This is a genomic window from Nitrosopumilus sp. b2 (genome assembly GCF_014078535.1).
GTDB classification, from domain to species: domain Archaea; phylum Thermoproteota; class Nitrososphaeria; order Nitrososphaerales; family Nitrosopumilaceae; genus Nitrosopumilus; species Nitrosopumilus piranensis.
On the sequence record NZ_MU078702.1, the window covers coordinates 858,156 to 876,756 of the forward strand.

The following is an 18,601-nucleotide window of genomic DNA, read 5'->3' on the forward strand; positions in this document are numbered from 1 at the left end:
CTTCAAATCATCATCTCCTCAAACATTAAATTATTTTGTAATTAATACTGGTTTCTTTGATTTGTGGAGTACATAATTTGATGTACTTCCCAAGAACATCTCTTTTGCAGCTCCCATACCCCTTGAACCAATAACTATAAGATCAAACCCTTTCTTTTCAGCAATTTCCACTATTCGTTTTCCCTCATCTCCATATGAAATTCTTTCAAAAAATAAAATTCCTTTCTTAGCTGCATTTAGCTTTGCTTTTTTCATAATTTTTTGTGCATGTTTTAACAGAATTTTTTCTACAGGTGAGATTGGATCATTTGTTCTAGGTTTTGTAATTCCAAGTACATATAGGCCTGTAATTGTGGCATGACTTTCTCTTGCCATGTGAATTGCCATGTCTAAACCTCTAAAAGAATTTGAGGATCCATCAAGTGGAACAAGAATGCTCGAGATTTTATTTGTCATAATAATCTGTCTATGATTTTAAATTTAAAATAAATCATGATTATCTTTAATGATTTTCACTCTTGATATTCTAGAAGAGTCTAAAATAATGAATTGATGTAATGAATCTACAATATGACTGATGGGAAGAACATGACTATAGCAGATATTATGACAAAATCTGTAATCTCCGTAGATTCATCTATGAGTGTAAATGATGCAGCAAAAATGATGGAAGATGCAAAGGTTGGTGCAATAATTGTGATGGAAAACAATACTCCTGTCGGAATTGTTACTGACAGGGATTTTTCAGCCAAAATTGTTGCTCATGCTTATCCTATCACTACACCTGTAAAGCAGATAATGTCTTCCCCCATGTTTTCTGTTAGTTCTGGCGAATCTGTAAGATCTGCTGCTGATTTAATGCATGAAAGAGGGATTAGAAAATTACCTGTAATTGATAATGATACTGTAGTGGGAATTGTCACTGCCTCTGACATTGTTAATTTACTTGCAATCTCTACTGAGGATGATATCAAAGACATTTACTTTCATTCTGTTGCAAAGATTTTTACAAATTACAGTCCCTATAATTAACTAGAAATGGTTCTTCCAATTATAATACTCGTTGTAATACCTATATTTTTGGGACTCACGTATGTTGCTCCATTTGATCCTCCTGAAGAATTTGACGAACCGCCAATTCCTGAAAACTCTGGTGCAGGAATACTTTATTTTCTCCTAATGGGAATTTGGATTATATTTTTACTAAGAATCGTAATATTGATGAAACGAGGTACATACAAAATTACTCAGAGGTATTAACGTGAACACAGCACCATATTGGGACAAAAACATATGTTCTGATTGCAAACGAATGAAATGTCAAAAAGGTTGCATCTGTGATTGCCATAAATTACGAGATAGACTAAATTGAGTATTCTTATGTATGTCAAACCATTTACAACATTATGAAACATACAATTCATGTTGATGTAGAATCATCACAAATAATCTTAGAACTAGATGACACCCTTTCTCCAAAAACTGTAAATGAATTTCTTGAAAAATTACCCTTTACTGTAGATCTTAATGTTTGGGGTGATGAAATCTATTCATCAAAATCTCCAATCCATCAACCTGAAGAAAACGCAAAGTCGCCTGTTCAATTAAATGATGTTGCATATTGGCCAACAGGAAAAGCTATCTGTCTATTTTATGGTCCTACACCAATAGGAAAACCTGGGAAAATAACCCCTGCCTCTCCTGTGAATGTTCTTGGCAAAATAATTTCTCCAGACAAGTCTGTTTTGAATATGGCTGATGGAACAAAGGCCACTTTTAGAAAGGCTTGATTATTTTTCCTCAATTGGGATTTCTTTAATTTCTGACTCTAGAATATATGCTCTAAAATCCTTGTTTGCCCCTGAGTAAATTATCCATGCAACAGGATTGCTCTGCATGAATTTTTTATCTGTGTTTGAGGGATATGCCTCTGAATTTGGGTGTGAGTGAAAAATACCTATTACATCTACTCCTTTCTCTTCTGCAATCTTGTATCCTTCAATGAGTTGTTCATTTGAAATGGTAAAATTCACCGGAGATTCTTCAATATTTTTTGTCAAAAATATCTCTGATATTGCGTCATCTTTGCCAAATAATATGGCACATGATTCAATTGGCTTTTCATTTTCAGCATGTTCTGTTAGAATTTTTTTATCTGACCTTGATAAGATAATTTTCTGCAAATCTATTCTACGTTAACAGTTCCTACCATCCATGGATGGAATGTACAGTAATAATCATAACTTCCTGCTTCTGTAAATGTAAATTCGAAACTATCTCCTGCTGACATCATCTCAGAATCAAACAATCCTGTTGCATCTGTAGGTGGCATACCTGATGTTACAGTATGTACTGTGTTATCTGCATTATCCCACAGAACAGTGTCTCCTACAGATACTGTAATTACTTCAGGATCATAATAGATCTGACCTTCATCTAGAATTGCTGCCCCTTCTGGCATTACTACTTTGATTGGTTCTTTTGCACCTTCAATAGTTAATGTTGCAACCATCCAAGGATGCACTATACAGTAATATTCATACTCTCCAATTTCTAAATTAGTTGTATCAAGTGTGTATGATTCACCAGCTCCTAACAGTCCGGTATCAAATGTTTCCCCAAAGTCTGCAGCACTAGTTGCAGTATGTGCAACAGAGTCTGCATTTGTCCATTCAACAACATGTCCTTGTTGAACAATTGCTGCATCAGGTTCATAATCTGGATTTCCTTCTTCAACTGAACCTTCTAGAATTTGTATTGCAAAGATAGGTCCTGTTGGTGCAACTTCTTCGGGACTTGGTTCTTCAACTGCAACTTCTTGAGGAATCATGTATGTATCAGGACTGACAAATCCAAATGCAACCCATGCAATAATTCCCGCAGCTGATGCCATTGCTACAATGGAACCAACTGGTTTCAAGTATACTGGATGTTTCATTGCAAGATATGCTATAATGATTGCTGGAAATGCAATTCCCATCAAAATTCCAGCTATTGTAACGGTATAAGCAGAAGTATTCATTGTAAATGCATATGCGCCAAATCCTAATGAAATAGAGGCAATTACCAAAACAGTTGCTTTTGCTCTATTACTGGTTGAAATACCTCCATCTAAAATTCCTGCAGCTAAGAAGATTAATCCCACAAACATGGTCAGGCCAGTCAAGGCATGCATTCCATCAATGAATGTATGTGCTATTCCTGCATACGATAAGACAATTCCCGCCAATCCTATGGATGTGAGTCCCATTCCTGGCATCATGAGGTCCCAATTACTCATTTAACGTAGCTGGTAGGACTGAGATACTTATTCCTTTTGAAATCATATGGATCAATAGACGAAGAAATTAAATGGCTTTGGACTAGGATAGAATGAGATTGGGATTTAATGAAATAATGGAAATATCCAAACCAAGGATAGTTGTTCTTCTAGTGATCACTGCAGTTACCTCCATGTATGCTGCAAGTAAATTAGTTCCAGGTACTCCTGAACTTGATTACTGGTCGTATCTGCATATTATAATTGCAGGAGCATTGGCTTCTGCAGGATCTAGTGCATTGAATCACTACTATGACAAAGACATTGATCCAAAAATGGAACGAACAAGTAAAAGACCTATTCCATCTGGGCGAATGGCAGCATCTCATGTTTTAATATATGGTTTAGCCGTTAGCTGTGTCTCTGTGATTTACGGATTTTTTGCATTAAATGCAGTCTCTGCATTCTTTATTGCAGTTGGAATTTTCTCTTATGTTATAATTTACACTGCTTGGCTCAAACGCCTAAACACATCAAACATTGTAATTGGTGGTATTGCCGGTAGTGCAGCTGCATGGGCTGGATGGTCAGCAGCTACTGGGAGTATGGATCTTTTAGGATTCTTAGTTGGCTTCCTTGTATTTGTTTGGACCCCTTCACACTTTTGGTGTCTTGCAATGAAAATCAAAGACGAGTATGCTCAAGCCAAAGTTCCAATGTTGCCTGTTGTAATTGGAATGCAAAAAACGTCAAAGTATATTTTAGGAAACACAATAATTCTATTACCTTACTCTTTAATTCTCTCTTTTATCCCTGATGGAATGGGTACTGTTTACACTGTAATTGCAGTTGTGTCTGGTGGATTGATGTTGGCATATCATTACAAACTAACAAAGACTCCAACGCCTGAATTTGCTTGGAAAGCATACAAAGTTACTGCGCCTTATCTTACAATAATATTTGTGGCAGTTGCATTAGATGCAGCATTTCATATTCCTTTATTTTAGGAATTATTTTTCAAAACCTGGAAAACTTGCTTCATAATCTTTTTCTATCATTTCTTTATTTTGTTCATCAACTTCGTCTACTTCCTCTTTAACTATGAAAACTTCTATTCTGCGTTCATCTTTTGTAATCCAAGAAACTTTGATGAGGCCTAGAATCTCTAAATCCAACAGTATTTTGTTGAATTTGTCTTCTGGCATACCAAAACCATCTTTTGTTAAAATTTTGTAAAGTTCAACATCTGTTAATGAACCTGCTTCTTTTATTTTGTCAAATACTGTGTTTCTAATTGGTATTGTCATTTTTATCCGTAGAATGTTTTATCCCCTGTCTTTGGTACCACGTTAGATATACTTTCCTTAACTGATTTGTACCATTGATCTACTTCTTTAGTAATTGATGGTCTAACATGCTTTAGACTGTTTGCGAAGTCTTGACTGGAAATCTTTGTTGCATTATTTTGCATGGCTTGAACTGCTGCTTCTCTACATAATGCAGCCAAATCTGCACCAGTGTAATTTTGAGTTGCAACAGCAATCTCTTGTAGTTTTACATCATTTGTTAATGGCATTTTTTTTGTCAAAATTTTAATAATTTCTAATCTACCTTTTTCATCTGGAGGAGACACATACAAAACTAAATCCAATCTTCCAGTTCTTAATAATGAATTATCTACTACATCTGGTCTATTTGTTATTCCGATAACTACAACACGTGATGAAATTCCCTCTTCAATCTCTGTAAGTAATTGACTAAGTATATTCTCCCCTACTCCGCCTTCACCTGATTTGCTTCGTGCCAGCGAATCTAACTCATCAAAAATAACTACACATGGAGATGATGCTTTTGCTTTTCTAAAAATCTCTCTTACAGCTTTTTCAGATTCTCCAACCCATTTTGAAAGAATTTCAGGTCCTCTTACTAAAATCATGTTTGCACCTGTCTCTGTTGCAAGAGCCCTGCCAAGCAAAGTCTTTCCACAACCAGGTGGACCGTAAATTAACGCTCCTTTTGGGGGTTTGATTCCCATCTTTGTAAATTTGCTTGGCTCATTCATTGCTAAAATTAGATTATCTGTAAGTGCCTTTTTGATTTCATCTAATCCTCCAACATCTTGCCACCAAACTTTAGGTCGTTCAACATAGAACTCCCTCATTGCAGTGGGGACTACCTCGTGCATTGCATCATAAAAGTCAATTAACTTTATCTTCATTGATTGTAATACTTCTGAAGGAATCTTTTCTGTTTCAAGATCTATTTCTGGCAAATACCTTCTAATTGATTTCATTGCAGCTTCTCTACATAATGATTTGATGTCTGCTCCTGTGTAACCATGTAATTCTGATGCCAAATCTTTTAGATCTACATCATCATCAATCGGCATTCCTCGTGTGTGAATTTGAAGAATCTCTATTCTTCCATCCTCGTTTGGAACTGAAATCTCAAATTCTCTATCAAATCTCCCTGGTCTTCTAAGTGCAGGATCAACACTATCTGGCCTGTTTGTTGCACCAAGTACAATTACATTTCCTCTGTCATTTAGACCATCCATTAAAGCCAAAAGTTGTGCGACCACTCTTTTTTCAACATCTCCATATGCTTCTTCTCTTTTTGGAGCAATAGCATCAATTTCATCAATGAAAATAATACTTGGAGAGTTGTCTTTTGCTTCTTTGAAAATGTCTCTTAACTTTGCTTCTGTTTCTCCATAGTATTTGTTCATAATTTCTGGACCGTTAATTGGAAACATGTTAGCTTCTGATTCGCTTGCTAAAACTTTTGCAAGCAAAGTCTTTCCACAACCAGGTGGACCATAAAGCAAAATTCCACTGTGAGGTTCAATTCCTAATCTAGCAAATAATTCTGGATGTTTTAGTGGAAGCTCAACAATCTCTCTCATTGCTTTTACTTTTTCTCTGAGTCCACCAACTTCTTCATATGTTACCCTGACTTTTCTATCTACTGCAGTTTCAGTTGAAATGTTAAGTGTAGTTGAGCGATCAATCTTTACTACTCCTTTTGGTGTAGTTTTTGTAATTTTAAAATCCATTGAATTTCCTAAAATCATTACAGAAATTTCATCACCATGTGTGATTGGCAATCCTTTCAATCTGTTTTTAACAAAATCTGTAAATTCTTTGTCAACTGTAACAGTGTCGTTTACCGGAGTTAATGAAACTGATTTTGCAATCTTTGATGTCACCTTTCTAATCTTTACGATGTCATTAAGTGATGCTCCAACATTTTTCCTTGTTTGACCATCAACTCTTATGATATCTGGAAATTTTTCATCTTCATCAACTGGCCAAATTACTGCGCAACTGGTTCTTGAACCCATTACTTCGACAATATCTCCTGGAGTTACTTTGAGAAAGTCCATGGCCTCAGGACCAATTCTAGCTCGTTTTTTACCTACATCCCTTTGTTTTGCTTCTCCAATTCGCATTTGCAAAGGTTCTTCTTTGCGTACCAAAAGATCACCTATTTCATGTCAACTGACATTCGGCTCATATTTAGGACCTCGAATTCACTAACGCCCTCTATATTTTTAACAGCATTTTCTAAGGCATCGCTTTGACCTTCTTTGTCTTCTAATACAAATTCTGCTTTCAAAAATTCTAAACCAAATGCTAATGGTTCCTTTGCATGCCTTTTCATCACAATCCCTTCTGGCAGTGAAGTTTTGAGTGTCTCTGCTAGTTTGTCAAGATTAACATCGGTTCCTTGTGGGAGAATTTTTGTGATAAATAGTAACTGTGCCATTTTCTTAAGGTCCCTGTGTATTACATGAAGAACAAGTGTAGTTTCTTGCTGCCTCTCTGCAACTTTGACATCTCCAAATTAAATCTGCACCACAATTTGGGCAATTGAATTTTACACATTTATCATTAGGCATTATATGTCTGTGGCAACAACTACATGTTGGTAATGATATTGTTGATGATGACATATCACGATTTTCTGTAAACATCATTTATACCTTCCTTGAAATTTAGGCGTGTTTTATCCAAGTAATTTTTTGAATTCTCCGCCGATTAGAGTTTGAGCTGTTTTAATTGATCCTCTAAGCCCTAATAATTTTACAATAGAACCTGTATGAAAATCAAAATCATCTTTTTCTGAAATATCTTTGAGTATTTCTGGTGTAATCGATTCAAATAATTTGTTGATAGTGTTGTTGTCTAGTCTTTCTAAAATTTTTCTTGCCAAAATTTGCTTTTCAAACTCTTTTCCAAATCTATCTGTCCACTTGGTTTGATATTCTTCTAATCTTGATTTATCATTTGTTTTTAGAAATTCTACTATTGCTTGCCCTGCATAAATTCCTCCCATGCCGCTAGTAAAAATTCCGCCTGCTGTAGTTGGCTTTGCTTGCCCTGCAGCATCTCCTACAATCACTATGTTGTTTTCTACAAATTTTTCAATTGGACCTTTTATCCAAATTGGCGCAAAAATCTTTCTTATTGTAGAATAATTTCTCCTTTCTTCAAGAATTTTGTCTAGTGTTTCGGCAACATTGATTCCTTTTCCGGCGACTCCAACCTTTCCTTTTCCTTCATTAGATGGAATTATCCATGCAAAGAATCCTGGATACTTTTCTTGATCAAAAATCACTTCGACTTTTCCTTTTTTTATCCAATCTGCATAGATTTCATACTGTGCAGATGATAAAATACCTGTTCTGTCTTTATGAATCAAAGATGACACTCCTCTTGCATCTACAAAAATCTTACAATCCACATTTTCTTTATTTGTTCTAATTCCAGTGTCAGTAGTTTCCTGAAAACTAGTTCTGACTTTGATTATAGCTCCATTCTTTTGGGCTTGAAAAGCAATCTGTTTATCTAATTCTCTTCTACTGATTTCAATTACTTTTTGCTTCTTTGAATTAATCACAAAACTCTTTCCATTAGGACCGGTGATCTCAGCTGATTCTATCATATGATCAAATGTTTTTCTAAACGGAACTATTCCTAACTCTTCTAATCCAGAAATACTTACTAGTCCTCCACAATGCTCTGGCGTTCCAATCTCGTAATCTTCTTCAATAACTAATACTGAGAAACCATTTGTAGCAATCTCTCTTGCACAAAGTAATCCTGCAACACTGCCACCTGCAACTACCACGTCAAAGTACACAGTTTTTGTTTCTTTGTCAATTATTTAATTCAATTATTTAGTGCACGAAGGGAATATAGTCGATTCATTACCATACTAAACATGAAAGAAAGGTCAATCCTCCACTTTGAGCATGGAATAAAGTCTCGCCAGACACTAAACAATTATTGCAACCATTTAAAAAATTTTAGAAACTTTGCAAAGTTTGATACATTCGACAAACTTGTCGCAAAGCCAGTTGAGGAAATCCAGACTCTTGTAAAAGATTACCTAATCCACCTAAAGGAGAACCGCCATCCAAACTCCATTCCAATACTGTTCCTTGGGGTGAGGCACTTTTTTGTTATGAACTTTTGTCCTTACTGTGGTGAAAAGATAGAGTGTGAGTACTCAAAATGAGATTTTTTACAAACAAGGTTCGATACAGCATTCTTGCAGGACTTGCAGCATATGGTACATACAAACTGGTCTTTGATGTTATTGGAATTGCTTCAACCTTGCAGAACTGCCATCTGTCTTCAGAAGGAACCATCTCCATACTTTGCTATCTTTTTGGAATGGGGTAAAAAATGAAAACTAGAATCCTGATAATTGTTGGAATAACTCTTCTGATATTGGGAATGATCTTGCTAAATTTTGTTTTAATACAACCGCCGTTTGGTTCTGAGCATTGCCCTGGATTGGAATTGCGTAAATCTTTGGGCTTGGTTGATCCTACATCTGCATGTCTTTAGATTTGTGCAAAAAACATTGTTCAAACATATGATAATCTGAACAAAGATTCGAAGTACTTATGAATATCATAATTTTAGCTTGAGTAGTTGAAAACAAGTGTTTTGATAGTCTTTGCAATGGTGCTGTTTTCTTTGTTTGGTACTGTCCAATACATACATGCCGAAGACTGTTTTTATGTGACTCGATACACCCCGTGCATCGATTCTAAATATTCCGATTATTTTACCACTACTTTTTCTGGCATTGATCCAAGTTTCACCCTTGCCAAACTGGACTGGAAAGAGGCTAGTTTTCCAATAAAGAACGGAACTGGTTTTGTAACTGTAATTCTAAAAGATCCTGATTTGAACCGTGATGTAAGCTACAAAGAAACAGCAAATGTGTTAGTATATTCTGACAGTGACTCTGAATTTCATGTTATTGAGCTACGCGAGACAGAATCTAATTCGGGGAAATTTGAGAGAACGTTTGGAATAAGCGACTCACGTTCTGCACCCAGTGTGATTTTAACTCGTGACGGTGACACAATTGGAGTGGTGTATGTTGATACGACAATGCCTCCTGATCATTTTGGCTCTGATGCTTACTTGATGTCTACTGCACTAATTGGAAGCACCGGCCCTCCACTTGAGCGAGCACCTGCATCAGATCCAAAAATTCTAGATGTATCTGGAAACTTGATTGACTCTACTGCAGTTGGAGAGCAGATACAGATTACATCTGACATTACAAACGAACAGAACAGGGAGCAAAAATTTGCATATATTGTAATGATTCATGATGACACTGAGACTGTTGTGTACTTGGCATGGATTGACGGGACCTTGAATTCCGAGTCTTCATTTAGCCTTTCTGCATCTTGGATTCCACAAAATGCAGGCAACTATGTGGCAACGATGTTTGTATGGGAGAGTATTACCAACCCCACTGCTTTGTCTCCTCCTATTCATATTGATTTTACGGTATCTGATGAAAATACAACTCATTCACTTCCTGATGATAAAATTATGTGCAGCGGTACTGCACTGTGCTTAACGGAAAAAATCTTGCGGATTGTAGATGGTGACACGATATATCTTAGCGGTGGTTATGAGGTACGACTCTCACTTACAAACACACCTGAAAGACACCAGATTGGATTCTATGATGCAAGCAGATTTACTGCAGAAATGTGTCCTGTAACAAGTACTGTAACAGTAGACCAAGATGACCTGCAGCCATACGACGCATATGACAGGCTACTTGGCAAAGTGACATGTGACCACAAAACACTCAACGCAGAATTGCTTTATGCGGGACATGCAAACATACTGACACAGTTCTGCTTCACAAGCGAATTTTCATCCGAGTTATGGGCACAGGAATTTGGATGCTGAAAGTTTTTCTGCAATGGTTTATGAATGTGAGCATGTAATGATTTTTTGATTTCTTATGTCTATTCAAAATAAAAAACTAAAACAGTTCATGGATGAATTGGTTGCACAACTTGTTGCAAAGTTTCCTGACGAGGTGATTTCATTTGTACTGTTTGGATCTGCAACAACTGGGGAATGGATTCGCGGAAAGTCTGACATTGATTGCATTGTCATCATCAAAAACAAAAAACTCTGCAGCCAAGTAACAGAATGCCTGAACAAACTCTTGCTGGAACTTGATTCAAAATATAACCTAAAGTTATCTGAGACGTGTACCTCGTACAAAAAGACGGACAATTTTGCACTTGACTTGATATTCAAGACCGAAAACAAGATGATGTTCGGACAGCCGTTTTACGTGGTGGCCTCAGATCAGCTAGACCTGAAGGGATTCAAAATAAGAAATGACATAAAAATTGAGATTGGCACAAGAACCATTGCGTCACTGGGACTGTTTCTGCAGAGAATAAAAAACACTGGAATTATCCTGTATGGAAAGGACATACGAAAGGAAATTCCAACCACGGTTCCTGCAATTGAGAAACTAAAGGCGTCATTTAATGCGATGCTACTGTTGATGATGAGCTTTGTGATATTTCCATTCAGCCCAAAGTCTGCATTCTCACATGCAATAAAGGCAAACTTTTGGGCATGTGATGACGTGTTGTTTGCATTAGACAAACCGCTGTCTACGACAAAACAGGAAGTAAAGGAAATCTGCAACCTGTTTAACAAAAAGATTGACTCTGATCATCTGTACCAGTCGCTTGATTTCAAAAAAACCAAGGACACCATGAATGCAGACAAGTGGTTTGTTTTGCAGTATGTGCTGAAAAGCACGCGATTTGTTTACGGACTGTACGGAATTGCTTTGAAAAAGCTCTTCAAGTTTTGATTTTGTTTTAGAGTAAAAATAATGATGCCTTTATTTTTAGAGAGGCATTTTTGACTTTCCATCTGTAATCAGGTATGATTCGCCCCTGTTGGTCTTGTAGCTTCCTGATGAACCGCTGGTCTCATATGATCTGAGATGTGCAGGATCTATTCCCGTCTGACCCTGAGTTTTGTCTCTTTTTAGCTTTTTATTGCTTAGTACAAACATAGCTACAGCTCCAATTACTCCCAACATTGCCATGCCGTACAATGCAACTACAAGAAACTGATCTTCTCTGAATGCTTCATTTTCCCCTAATTTCTTAAGGCTTGTATGAAATACCTCTAGTTCTCCCACGTATGTAGAGTCCACATACCCTTCAATGGCAATAACTGCATCATCTCTGGACTCGATTATTCTGATTGTGTACTGTTTGTCAAGATCAACTTCTTCCATCCACTCTCTGTCATTGCATACGCCAATGATTATGGTACATTCGCCCATAGAATAATGAGTAATTACATTTTTGCCCGTATACTTGTACTCTATGGCCCCTGGCAATATTGCAGTGTTGTCAAAAAGAGAGTGCCACCTTGAGAGTGGAAGTTCCTTGATGCCGCCTGCATCTATCAATGGGATCTCCAAAATTTCTACTCCTTGAAGTTTCTCTGAAATATCTGGAATCATCAATTCAAGTGCAGATCTTGGATTGTTGATGTCAAATTCTCCGTATTGCGTTTGTATGATTGCTGGCCCCTCTATCAAAATTCCACGCCAGTTTGCATCAATTGTACTCTTTTGGTCTTCCTGATGGAATATGTGATTTGTAATTGTTGGAACAATTTGCAATTTGTATTCTATTACTGCAGAACTTGGATTGCCATGAAGCGTTGCCTGATACTTTAATTTTGCATCAGTAACTTTTGCATTGCTTGGAATTGATTCCAAGTTTTCATTGAGCAATGTCACAAGTTTTATTGTATCATCACCTTCTGCATCAAATGATATTGTGTCCATATCTCCCCGCAGTTGCTGTGCAATTTCCCCACCTTCTGGATATTCTATGTAAATTATTCTAAGAAATTCAAAGGATGGCTCTACAACTTGATCTTCATACAATATGGATGCGTCAAGCTGTGCAGCTGATGCAAATGGGACCAGTCCCGTTACAAAAATTATTCCCAATAGGAGATGTTTCATACATATATATCCATAGAAATGGATATATCCATTATTATCATATACATAAAGTATGTCGGATATATCCAGCTCTGCCCAAACCAGTTTGGATATATTCAGAGCAATAATGGACAATGGTCCTTTGACATTATACTCTGCAAACAGTAAGACTCGAATGTCGATTGGGACAATTCACAGGCATTTCAAACAGTTATCAGAAACAGGCAAGATACGAGTCTACGAGTCAAACAAAACGGGGAGAAAAAAGATAGAGTATGGTCCAACCCTTTCTGGAATGATCACATGTTATAGAAAAGACAAAGAGTTTGCAAAAAAGACTGAAAACTATTTTTTGATATGGATTGAAAACAAAGAGTTTCAAAAAGAACTCCTGTCTGAGGGATTTGACATATCTTTGGATAATCTTAGAAAATCAAAACACATCTTTAGAAAATACATGGATTACTTTAGCGCAGTAGAGGAGCAGATAGACAAAATAAGAAAAGGAGAAGACATTATCTCTCACAACATTCAGGTGTTTCTTGGAACCATCTTACTTTCATCAGAACCATACTATCAGAAACTTTGGACAGAACTGTACAAAGAATTACCTGGAATGCAGTCAAGTCTTGATGAATACATGCAAAACATGATAAAGTCATACAGGAAATTCAAAAAGATCCGGTCACATACAAGATAGCAAGAGAGACTAGTATCACAGCAACTGGAATCAGGTAATAGAACCTGTTAATCTGCCGTGTCTTGTTTTTGAATGCAAGATAGACAATCATTCCGACTGCCACTGCCATGATCACGTTTAGTACATCATGTGTATCATTGATGATGCTACATTGTCTAATTCCCAACATGCAGTAAATGATCAGAAATGAAAAGTTCCAGCCAGAATGAAATGCGATTGCAAACCATCCCTTACCGCTAATCCATGTCCTTATACTAAAAAATATGTGGGGAATACTGAGAAGAAATCCCCCATATGCTAATGTCTCAACGGAATAGACCCCGTAACTAAACAGATGTAGTGATGACCAAACCATCCCAGCTCCAAAAAGAATAACAGGATTTCCTGTCATAAAATACGGGATTCCAAAGAATACAGATTCCTCTAGCAGTCCTGCACTGAGAGCAAGTGCAACAGACACTGGAAAATCTGGTGTCTCGTAACCTGCAATAGTGCTTTTTGCCAAAAATGATCCCGTGTACATCAACGCCATGCTCAAAGCATGGTAGAATAATGCCATCATTGACAGATGCAAAATGTTGTTTCTCTTGTAGGGTTTTAGCCATGTTCGGGGATTAAAATCAGAAATTTCTACTTTCAACGATATATTTCAGTGAGTGTTGCCGTTTATGCATTGTTTTCTATTCAACATGAAAATAATGGTATTTTTCAAAAACAACATATGTAATTATCGCCCAAACCTATTGTGATTTGAATCCAAGAATGGGACACAATTGGAAAGTTTATGGGTGAATAGAAAATGAAAACCCGACTTTTGATTATACTTGCAATTGGAATGCTAGGATTTATCGGAACTGCATTTGCAATACATGACCCAAACCAACTCCTTGAACATTCAATCATATTGCCTCCAGACATGAAAGAAAAAACATTTGAAGAGTTTATGGACTGGTGTGAACCGTATTATGGAGAATTGTGTGTTAAACTTGAAAAAAATCGAACCCCAACCATCTTATCTCCACTAAAACAAATTCAAAACGGAATCTACGGGCAAGAGATAGTTTGTCGTGACGATAAGGTTCTCGTTCTAAAGAAGAGCAGTGAGTTTCATTCGTGCATAACCGTTGATACGGTTCCAAAACTTTTTGCACGAGAATGGGCACTAAATGAAGTAAGAGTCATCGACACAGACAAAGAAGAGCAGGGAAAAGCAATCAAGATAACCGGAATTATTGAGAGGCTCAATACTCCTGAGGGATTTGAGTATCATTTGATTCCACTACGCGAGGAGTTGCCAAGGATAGAGTATACTGGGTATGATACACTGAACTTGTTTTCAACCAAAGACACTGTTCATCACTTTATTCGAGACCTTGGAGGAAAATTAGTAAAGATTGAAGGAAAGTTTTTGCTTGATGGGGGAGAGTATTTCAGGCATTTCTCGGGATTTCCCACCGTTCCAGTAGAGAATGTAAAGATAATTTCAGACCCTGAAGATTTAGAGTATTCAATTAACGGTGCAAAAATAGTATCAATTGTCAAGACTCCAGACAGTGAGATACTCAATGTTGTGATTCAGGAGGCAAAAGAAGGAACTTTGGAGATAACCATTCCGAGGGATTTGATTGATGCAAAAATTGGTGAACATGATGATGACTTTTTTGTACTAGTTGACGGAATGGAAGTGGATTTTGAGGAAGAACGTAACAGTGATGAAAGGACATTAATCATTTCCTTTGAAAAAGATACAAGAACAATACAAATCATGGGAACTTTTCCGTTATGATGATAAAAAATGAAAACTAGACTTTTGATAATAACATCAGTAATCACTGCATTTGTTCTTATTTCATTTGCCATGCCGAATCTATCCAAAGTTTATGGTGGTTGTGAAATGGCTAAAGATGGAATATTACAATTTGCAATAGGTTATCAATGGACAAACGGTCTTCTTTACATAGATAATGCTGAATGCACTTGGAAGTTGTTTGGTGTAGTTCCAATAGCAAGCTTACTATCAGAAGAACTTTTCAATAACGGATTAGGATTTCATATTGTATGAAGTATTTTGTAATGTTTTTGATATTTGGTTTGTTGGCTGCTGGCAGCATTATGTTTGCACAGTCTCAGAAAACAGAACAATATGTACCATACACTGAAAACAAAAATGTAGAGTTTACTGATGGTGGAAAAATTAACTATGACTTGCTTATTGCAAAAATAATGCCAGAAATATTTGAAAAAAAATTTCATGACATGGGAATTGACGTAAGCAAAGAGGATATCGTGCTTATCAGTGGATTCCAAATCTTGATTTATGAGCCACATAGCTATAACTGTGGATTTGTAGTAAATCAAGAAAAGACTCAAGTATACTGGCTAGAGGCTGCAATTAACAGCACGCACATACAGTATGCCAACATATACGATGAGATTCCAAGAGAAGAAACCTCTGTTGGCTTTTTTGTAGACTGTTTTGCGTTAATTGAAGCACAGGCCGCAGAGGCTTTACTTGATGAAAAATCCTTTTTTACAGATTTTGAGGAAAAACATGCAGCTGCTATAGTAAAACACCACGTAAGGGGAAATGAGAATCTCAACAAGTATCAAGTCACTGTTGGCAAATTCAATTATGATTTTGGCAATGAAAACAATATTTCAATTTGTGGAGAATTTGTGGGAAGAAATCTGGGTTCTTCGTACTATCTGGCAGTGTCATATGCATCTGGAGATCTCCATTTTTCACTGGAGCAAAAGATGTCGTCTCTTTGTGCAATTGATGAAAACCCTGTTCTTTATGACATAAAATTCAAAGAAAACTCTGATCTTGACAAATCACTGCAGACTTGGAAAAACAGTAGGATGGAAACTGTGCATGTAAAACATACTTCAGTTGAAAAGCTCTTGGAGAGAAATTATTTCTATGTTGATTCTATTAACCATTCGATTCTTCACTATGCCTCTCATCTAATACTTGAGCATGTTGATTATCAACCAGAAAACAGCAGCACCGTTTTGAAATTTACCCCTTCTGAAAAAGATAGCTACATGAAGATTAGATTGCGTGATACTGGCGTAAGTTATTACCAAAGTTACGGATCTGAAGACTGGAATGTGGGGGAATTGTTGGGCCTTTCTATTTTGGTTGACGGTACAGAGACCAGTTATTCTCAATTCTCCTATGTAAAAAGCCCCCAAGCCCCTTATCCGCAATACTATACTGATTCTATTTTCAAAATCCCTGCAAATTCAACCTATGTTGATATTACATTAGATATTGAGAACTATAATCTTGATGAAGAAAATCCTGATTGGAAATGGAGAGACTACAGTATAAGAAAATGAAAACATATCTTATCCCAATAATTATCTCAGTTGTTGCTCTAGTGGCATACTTTTCTATTTCTCCAACAATTCTACAAGAAGATATCTTGTCAAAGCATTGTGATATTACATATGATGTCAATTTTTTAGATAGAGGAAGAGCAATTTCAGGACCTAACGATGGAAAGCCTAATTATTCTATTGCAGAAGAATTTTCAATTTTTTACACAGTTCCAATCGGAGAATTTAGTGTTGATGATGTATCTCATTCTTTAATACTAAAACCTGTGCAGACTTCACATGGTTACATCATAATGTGTGACCCTTTGCCAGTTTTAGAAAAAAGATTTGATACAAAACTGCATGGATTGTTTATTCTTGTAGATGGAGAAGAGATTGAACCTAATTTGGCAAATGATGTGCTAAGAATTGACGTCTATGACAATACTAGAATTGAGATTATAGGATTTACGTTTGTTTGAAAATGAAAACTAAACTTTTGATGATTCTCTCTGTTGCACTATTTACATTCACTGCATTTACAGATCAATCTTTTGCACTTTGCGCCGAAGAAATAAACTATGATGCAAAGCTAAAATTATCTGAATTAGTCTTTACTGGAACTGTGACACGTCTTGATAATTATGATGGTCCGCAAAGAGTCACATTTTTTATTCATGATGTGATCAAAGGGGAAGTTGATACTCCAAAACATGTCTTAGAAAATACGAGAAAGATATTCTATGAAAATGATTCAGTTACAAGTTCCTCAAACGATGTAGACTATAAAATTGGAAAAACCTACAAAGTATACGTTGAGAATGGTGAGACTAGTAGATGTACTACTGAACAAATCATTCCTCCAACTAGTTACATATGGGAGCCTGGACCTGAGGATGGCAACTATTATGCAGAGAAGGAAGAAATTCCTTTACGACAATATCAAGATGCAAATGAAAGGCCACAATATGTAGATGCCCTATCTAGTGGCTCTGTTGTATTACCTGATAAATCCCAAAAACTATCTGATAGAGAATTAGATGACATGATGGATGGCTTGTTTAGTCATGGATTAGATCATAATGAATTGCCGATTGCGTCAATTGCAATAGACTATGAACGAGACATTCTTGTTTTATGGACGCCTGATTTGACCATTGGAAACAAAATTCAAGAACTGATAGGTGATATGCCATTTGTTTTGTTGTATGAGGAATCTCCTGCAAGGTGGGAGCATGACGGTCCTTCACCTGAACCGATTCCTGAACCTGGACAAGAAAAAATTGGTTATGAGAACTGTGGTCCTGGAACTACTCTGGAAGATGGTATTTGTGTAGTGAATTCAGATAATGAAAACACTGAGGCTGGAGTAAAATGGGGAGATCCATTTTATGAAAAATTACCTTCTCCCAATTTGGAGCCAATACGTGATTATGACTATGAATTTATCTATGTGTTAGTTTTGGTAACTGTTGTAATTGTTGGCGGTACTGCTGGAGGAATTATTTTTGCGATTAGGAGAAAAAGAAAATGAGATCTATCTTACTTGGAGCGGTATTGGCAATAGTGGTTTTCTTTTTGATTCAAACAGTCATGCCTTTTCCGTACGGGTTGATTCTTGGTATTGTTTTTGCCGGAGCGATTGTCTGGTATGCAAAAAAACATGCTTCTAGGAGCAAAGATTCGCTTCTGAATTACAGGCGCGTAGATCCGATTAATGAATATGAAAAGGAACAAAACGACGAGGCCTTGAGAATATTGGAAAAAAAGTACATTGAAGAAAAAATTACCAAAGAAGAATACTTGAACAGAAAAAAAGAATTTGAAGACTCGGAATACAATCCGAGGAAATGCAAGTTCTGCGGTTCTGAAGAGTTTGAGTTTGTTCCAGAAGAACAGATTGGTTCGTCAAGTGAGTCTGATTCTGACCTTGGATATTACAAATGCGAGAAATGTGGAAAAAAAGAAAATGAAAACTAGATTTCTGATCA

The 18,601-nt window shown here is 36.5% G+C and carries 26 protein-coding genes; 16 read left to right on the top strand and 10 right to left on the bottom strand.

All coding sequences use genetic code 11. From position 1 onward, the window contains the following. Positions 1-30: 30 nt before the first annotated feature. Positions 31-456, bottom strand: a complete 426-nt coding sequence (locus tag C6989_RS05095; protein ID WP_148703005.1) for a universal stress protein — start codon at positions 454-456, stop codon at positions 31-33. A gap of 114 nt (positions 457-570) precedes the next feature. Between C6989_RS05095 and C6989_RS05100 the strand changes: the two genes are divergently transcribed. The 3 genes from C6989_RS05100 (at position 571) to C6989_RS05110 (ending at position 1,790) form a co-directional block, all read left to right on the top strand. Next, a complete protein-coding gene (locus tag C6989_RS05100) occupies positions 571-1,032 on the top strand; it encodes a CBS domain-containing protein (RefSeq protein ID WP_148703006.1) in 462 nt (153 codons plus the stop codon). Positions 1,033-1,038: 6 nt separating this feature from the next. Continuing rightward, complete coding sequence (locus C6989_RS05105) at positions 1,039-1,260, top strand: hypothetical protein (protein ID WP_148703007.1); 222 nt, start codon at positions 1,039-1,041, stop codon at positions 1,258-1,260. Between the two features lie 146 nt (positions 1,261-1,406). Further along, entirely contained in the window at positions 1,407-1,790 is a 384-nt protein-coding gene (locus C6989_RS05110; protein WP_148703008.1) for a cyclophilin-like fold protein, read from the top strand. Here the strand turns inward: C6989_RS05110 and C6989_RS05115 are convergent, their stop codons facing one another. Then, entirely contained in the window at positions 1,791-2,183 is a 393-nt protein-coding gene (locus tag C6989_RS05115; protein WP_182126518.1) for a M67 family metallopeptidase, read from the bottom strand. 2 nt (positions 2,184-2,185) lie between these two features. Continuing rightward, a complete protein-coding gene (locus C6989_RS05120; protein ID WP_148703010.1) occupies positions 2,186-3,280 on the bottom strand; it encodes a plastocyanin/azurin family copper-binding protein in 1,095 nt (364 codons plus the stop codon). A 98-nt stretch (positions 3,281-3,378) separates the two neighbouring features. Between C6989_RS05120 and C6989_RS05125 the strand changes: the two genes are divergently transcribed. Then, positions 3,379-4,266, top strand: a complete 888-nt coding sequence (locus tag C6989_RS05125) for a heme o synthase (protein WP_342751989.1) — start codon at positions 3,379-3,381, stop codon at positions 4,264-4,266. A 3-nt stretch (positions 4,267-4,269) separates the two neighbouring features. Here C6989_RS05125 and C6989_RS05130 read toward each other — a convergent pair whose 3' ends face one another. From C6989_RS05130 to C6989_RS05150, 5 genes are read right to left on the bottom strand one after another with little or no spacing between them, the layout of a single operon-like run. Then, positions 4,270-4,566 (bottom strand): hypothetical protein, encoded by a 297-nt coding sequence (locus C6989_RS05130; RefSeq protein WP_182126520.1) that lies wholly within the window; start codon positions 4,564-4,566, stop codon positions 4,270-4,272. A 2-nt stretch (positions 4,567-4,568) separates the two neighbouring features. Beyond that, the gene (locus C6989_RS05135) at positions 4,569-6,737 is read right to left on the bottom strand and encodes a CDC48 family AAA ATPase (RefSeq protein ID WP_148703013.1); all 2,169 of its coding nucleotides are present in this window, start codon (positions 6,735-6,737) and stop codon (positions 4,569-4,571) included. Positions 6,738-6,745: 8 nt separating this feature from the next. Continuing rightward, entirely contained in the window at positions 6,746-7,027 is a 282-nt protein-coding gene (locus C6989_RS05140; RefSeq protein WP_148703014.1) for an elongation factor 1-beta, read from the bottom strand. Between the two features lie 4 nt (positions 7,028-7,031). Beyond that, positions 7,032-7,238, bottom strand: a complete 207-nt coding sequence (locus tag C6989_RS05145; RefSeq protein WP_148703015.1) for a zinc finger domain-containing protein — start codon at positions 7,236-7,238, stop codon at positions 7,032-7,034. Between the two features lie 29 nt (positions 7,239-7,267). After that, entirely contained in the window at positions 7,268-8,404 is a 1,137-nt protein-coding gene (locus tag C6989_RS05150; protein ID WP_182126521.1) for an NAD(P)/FAD-dependent oxidoreductase, read from the bottom strand. A gap of 81 nt (positions 8,405-8,485) precedes the next feature. On the opposite strand from C6989_RS05150, the gene C6989_RS05155 reads away from it, so the two are divergent. From C6989_RS05155 to C6989_RS05175, 5 genes are all read left to right on the top strand, one after another. Next, the gene (locus tag C6989_RS05155) at positions 8,486-8,782 is read left to right on the top strand and encodes a hypothetical protein (protein WP_255464645.1); all 297 of its coding nucleotides are present in this window, start codon (positions 8,486-8,488) and stop codon (positions 8,780-8,782) included. Beyond that, positions 8,779-8,949, top strand: a complete 171-nt coding sequence (locus C6989_RS05160; RefSeq protein ID WP_160272855.1) for a hypothetical protein — start codon at positions 8,779-8,781, stop codon at positions 8,947-8,949. Before C6989_RS05155 ends, C6989_RS05160 begins: the two co-directional genes overlap by 4 nt. 3 nt (positions 8,950-8,952) lie before the next feature. Continuing rightward, complete coding sequence (locus C6989_RS05165; protein ID WP_160272857.1) at positions 8,953-9,117, top strand: hypothetical protein; 165 nt, start codon at positions 8,953-8,955, stop codon at positions 9,115-9,117. A gap of 87 nt (positions 9,118-9,204) precedes the next feature. Beyond that, positions 9,205-10,494, top strand: coding sequence for a thermonuclease family protein (locus tag C6989_RS10225; RefSeq protein ID WP_255464646.1), 1,290 nt, complete (start codon positions 9,205-9,207; stop codon positions 10,492-10,494). A 55-nt stretch (positions 10,495-10,549) separates the two neighbouring features. After that, complete coding sequence (locus tag C6989_RS05175; RefSeq protein WP_148703017.1) at positions 10,550-11,428, top strand: nucleotidyltransferase domain-containing protein; 879 nt, start codon at positions 10,550-10,552, stop codon at positions 11,426-11,428. A gap of 36 nt (positions 11,429-11,464) precedes the next feature. Here the strand turns inward: C6989_RS05175 and C6989_RS05180 are convergent, their stop codons facing one another. After that, positions 11,465-12,607, bottom strand: a complete 1,143-nt coding sequence (locus C6989_RS05180; protein WP_237087731.1) for a hypothetical protein — start codon at positions 12,605-12,607, stop codon at positions 11,465-11,467. Between the two features lie 52 nt (positions 12,608-12,659). Here C6989_RS05180 and C6989_RS05185 point away from each other — a divergent pair, with 52 nt between their 5' ends. Beyond that, positions 12,660-13,286, top strand: coding sequence for a winged helix-turn-helix domain-containing protein (locus C6989_RS05185; RefSeq protein ID WP_182126522.1), 627 nt, complete (start codon positions 12,660-12,662; stop codon positions 13,284-13,286). Here C6989_RS05185 and C6989_RS05190 read toward each other — a convergent pair. After that, positions 13,258-13,926, bottom strand: coding sequence for a CAAX protease (locus C6989_RS05190; RefSeq protein ID WP_255464647.1), 669 nt, complete (start codon positions 13,924-13,926; stop codon positions 13,258-13,260). The two genes, C6989_RS05185 and C6989_RS05190, sit on opposite strands and share 29 nt — an antisense overlap. 159 nt (positions 13,927-14,085) lie before the next feature. Here C6989_RS05190 and C6989_RS05195 point away from each other — a divergent pair, with 159 nt between their 5' ends. Genes C6989_RS05195 through C6989_RS05220 form a run of 6 tightly spaced genes read left to right on the top strand, consistent with a single transcriptional unit; the run spans position 14,086 to position 18,590 of the window. Next, positions 14,086-15,072 (top strand): hypothetical protein, encoded by a 987-nt coding sequence (locus tag C6989_RS05195; protein WP_255464648.1) that lies wholly within the window; start codon positions 14,086-14,088, stop codon positions 15,070-15,072. A gap of 9 nt (positions 15,073-15,081) precedes the next feature. Continuing rightward, positions 15,082-15,348, top strand: a complete 267-nt coding sequence (locus C6989_RS05200) for a hypothetical protein (protein WP_182126523.1) — start codon at positions 15,082-15,084, stop codon at positions 15,346-15,348. Further along, a complete protein-coding gene (locus C6989_RS05205; protein ID WP_182126524.1) occupies positions 15,345-16,631 on the top strand; it encodes a hypothetical protein in 1,287 nt (428 codons plus the stop codon). Before C6989_RS05200 ends, C6989_RS05205 begins: the two co-directional genes overlap by 4 nt. Then, the gene (locus tag C6989_RS05210; protein ID WP_182126601.1) at positions 16,628-17,092 is read left to right on the top strand and encodes a hypothetical protein; all 465 of its coding nucleotides are present in this window, start codon (positions 16,628-16,630) and stop codon (positions 17,090-17,092) included. Before C6989_RS05205 ends, C6989_RS05210 begins: the two co-directional genes overlap by 4 nt. A gap of 2 nt (positions 17,093-17,094) precedes the next feature. Further along, positions 17,095-18,144: a hypothetical protein gene (locus tag C6989_RS05215; RefSeq protein WP_182126525.1), complete on the top strand. Its 1,050-nt coding sequence runs from the start codon at positions 17,095-17,097 to the stop codon at positions 18,142-18,144. Then, positions 18,141-18,590, top strand: a complete 450-nt coding sequence (locus C6989_RS05220; protein WP_182126526.1) for a zinc ribbon domain-containing protein — start codon at positions 18,141-18,143, stop codon at positions 18,588-18,590. Before C6989_RS05215 ends, C6989_RS05220 begins: the two co-directional genes overlap by 4 nt. Positions 18,591-18,601 lie beyond the last annotated feature (11 nt).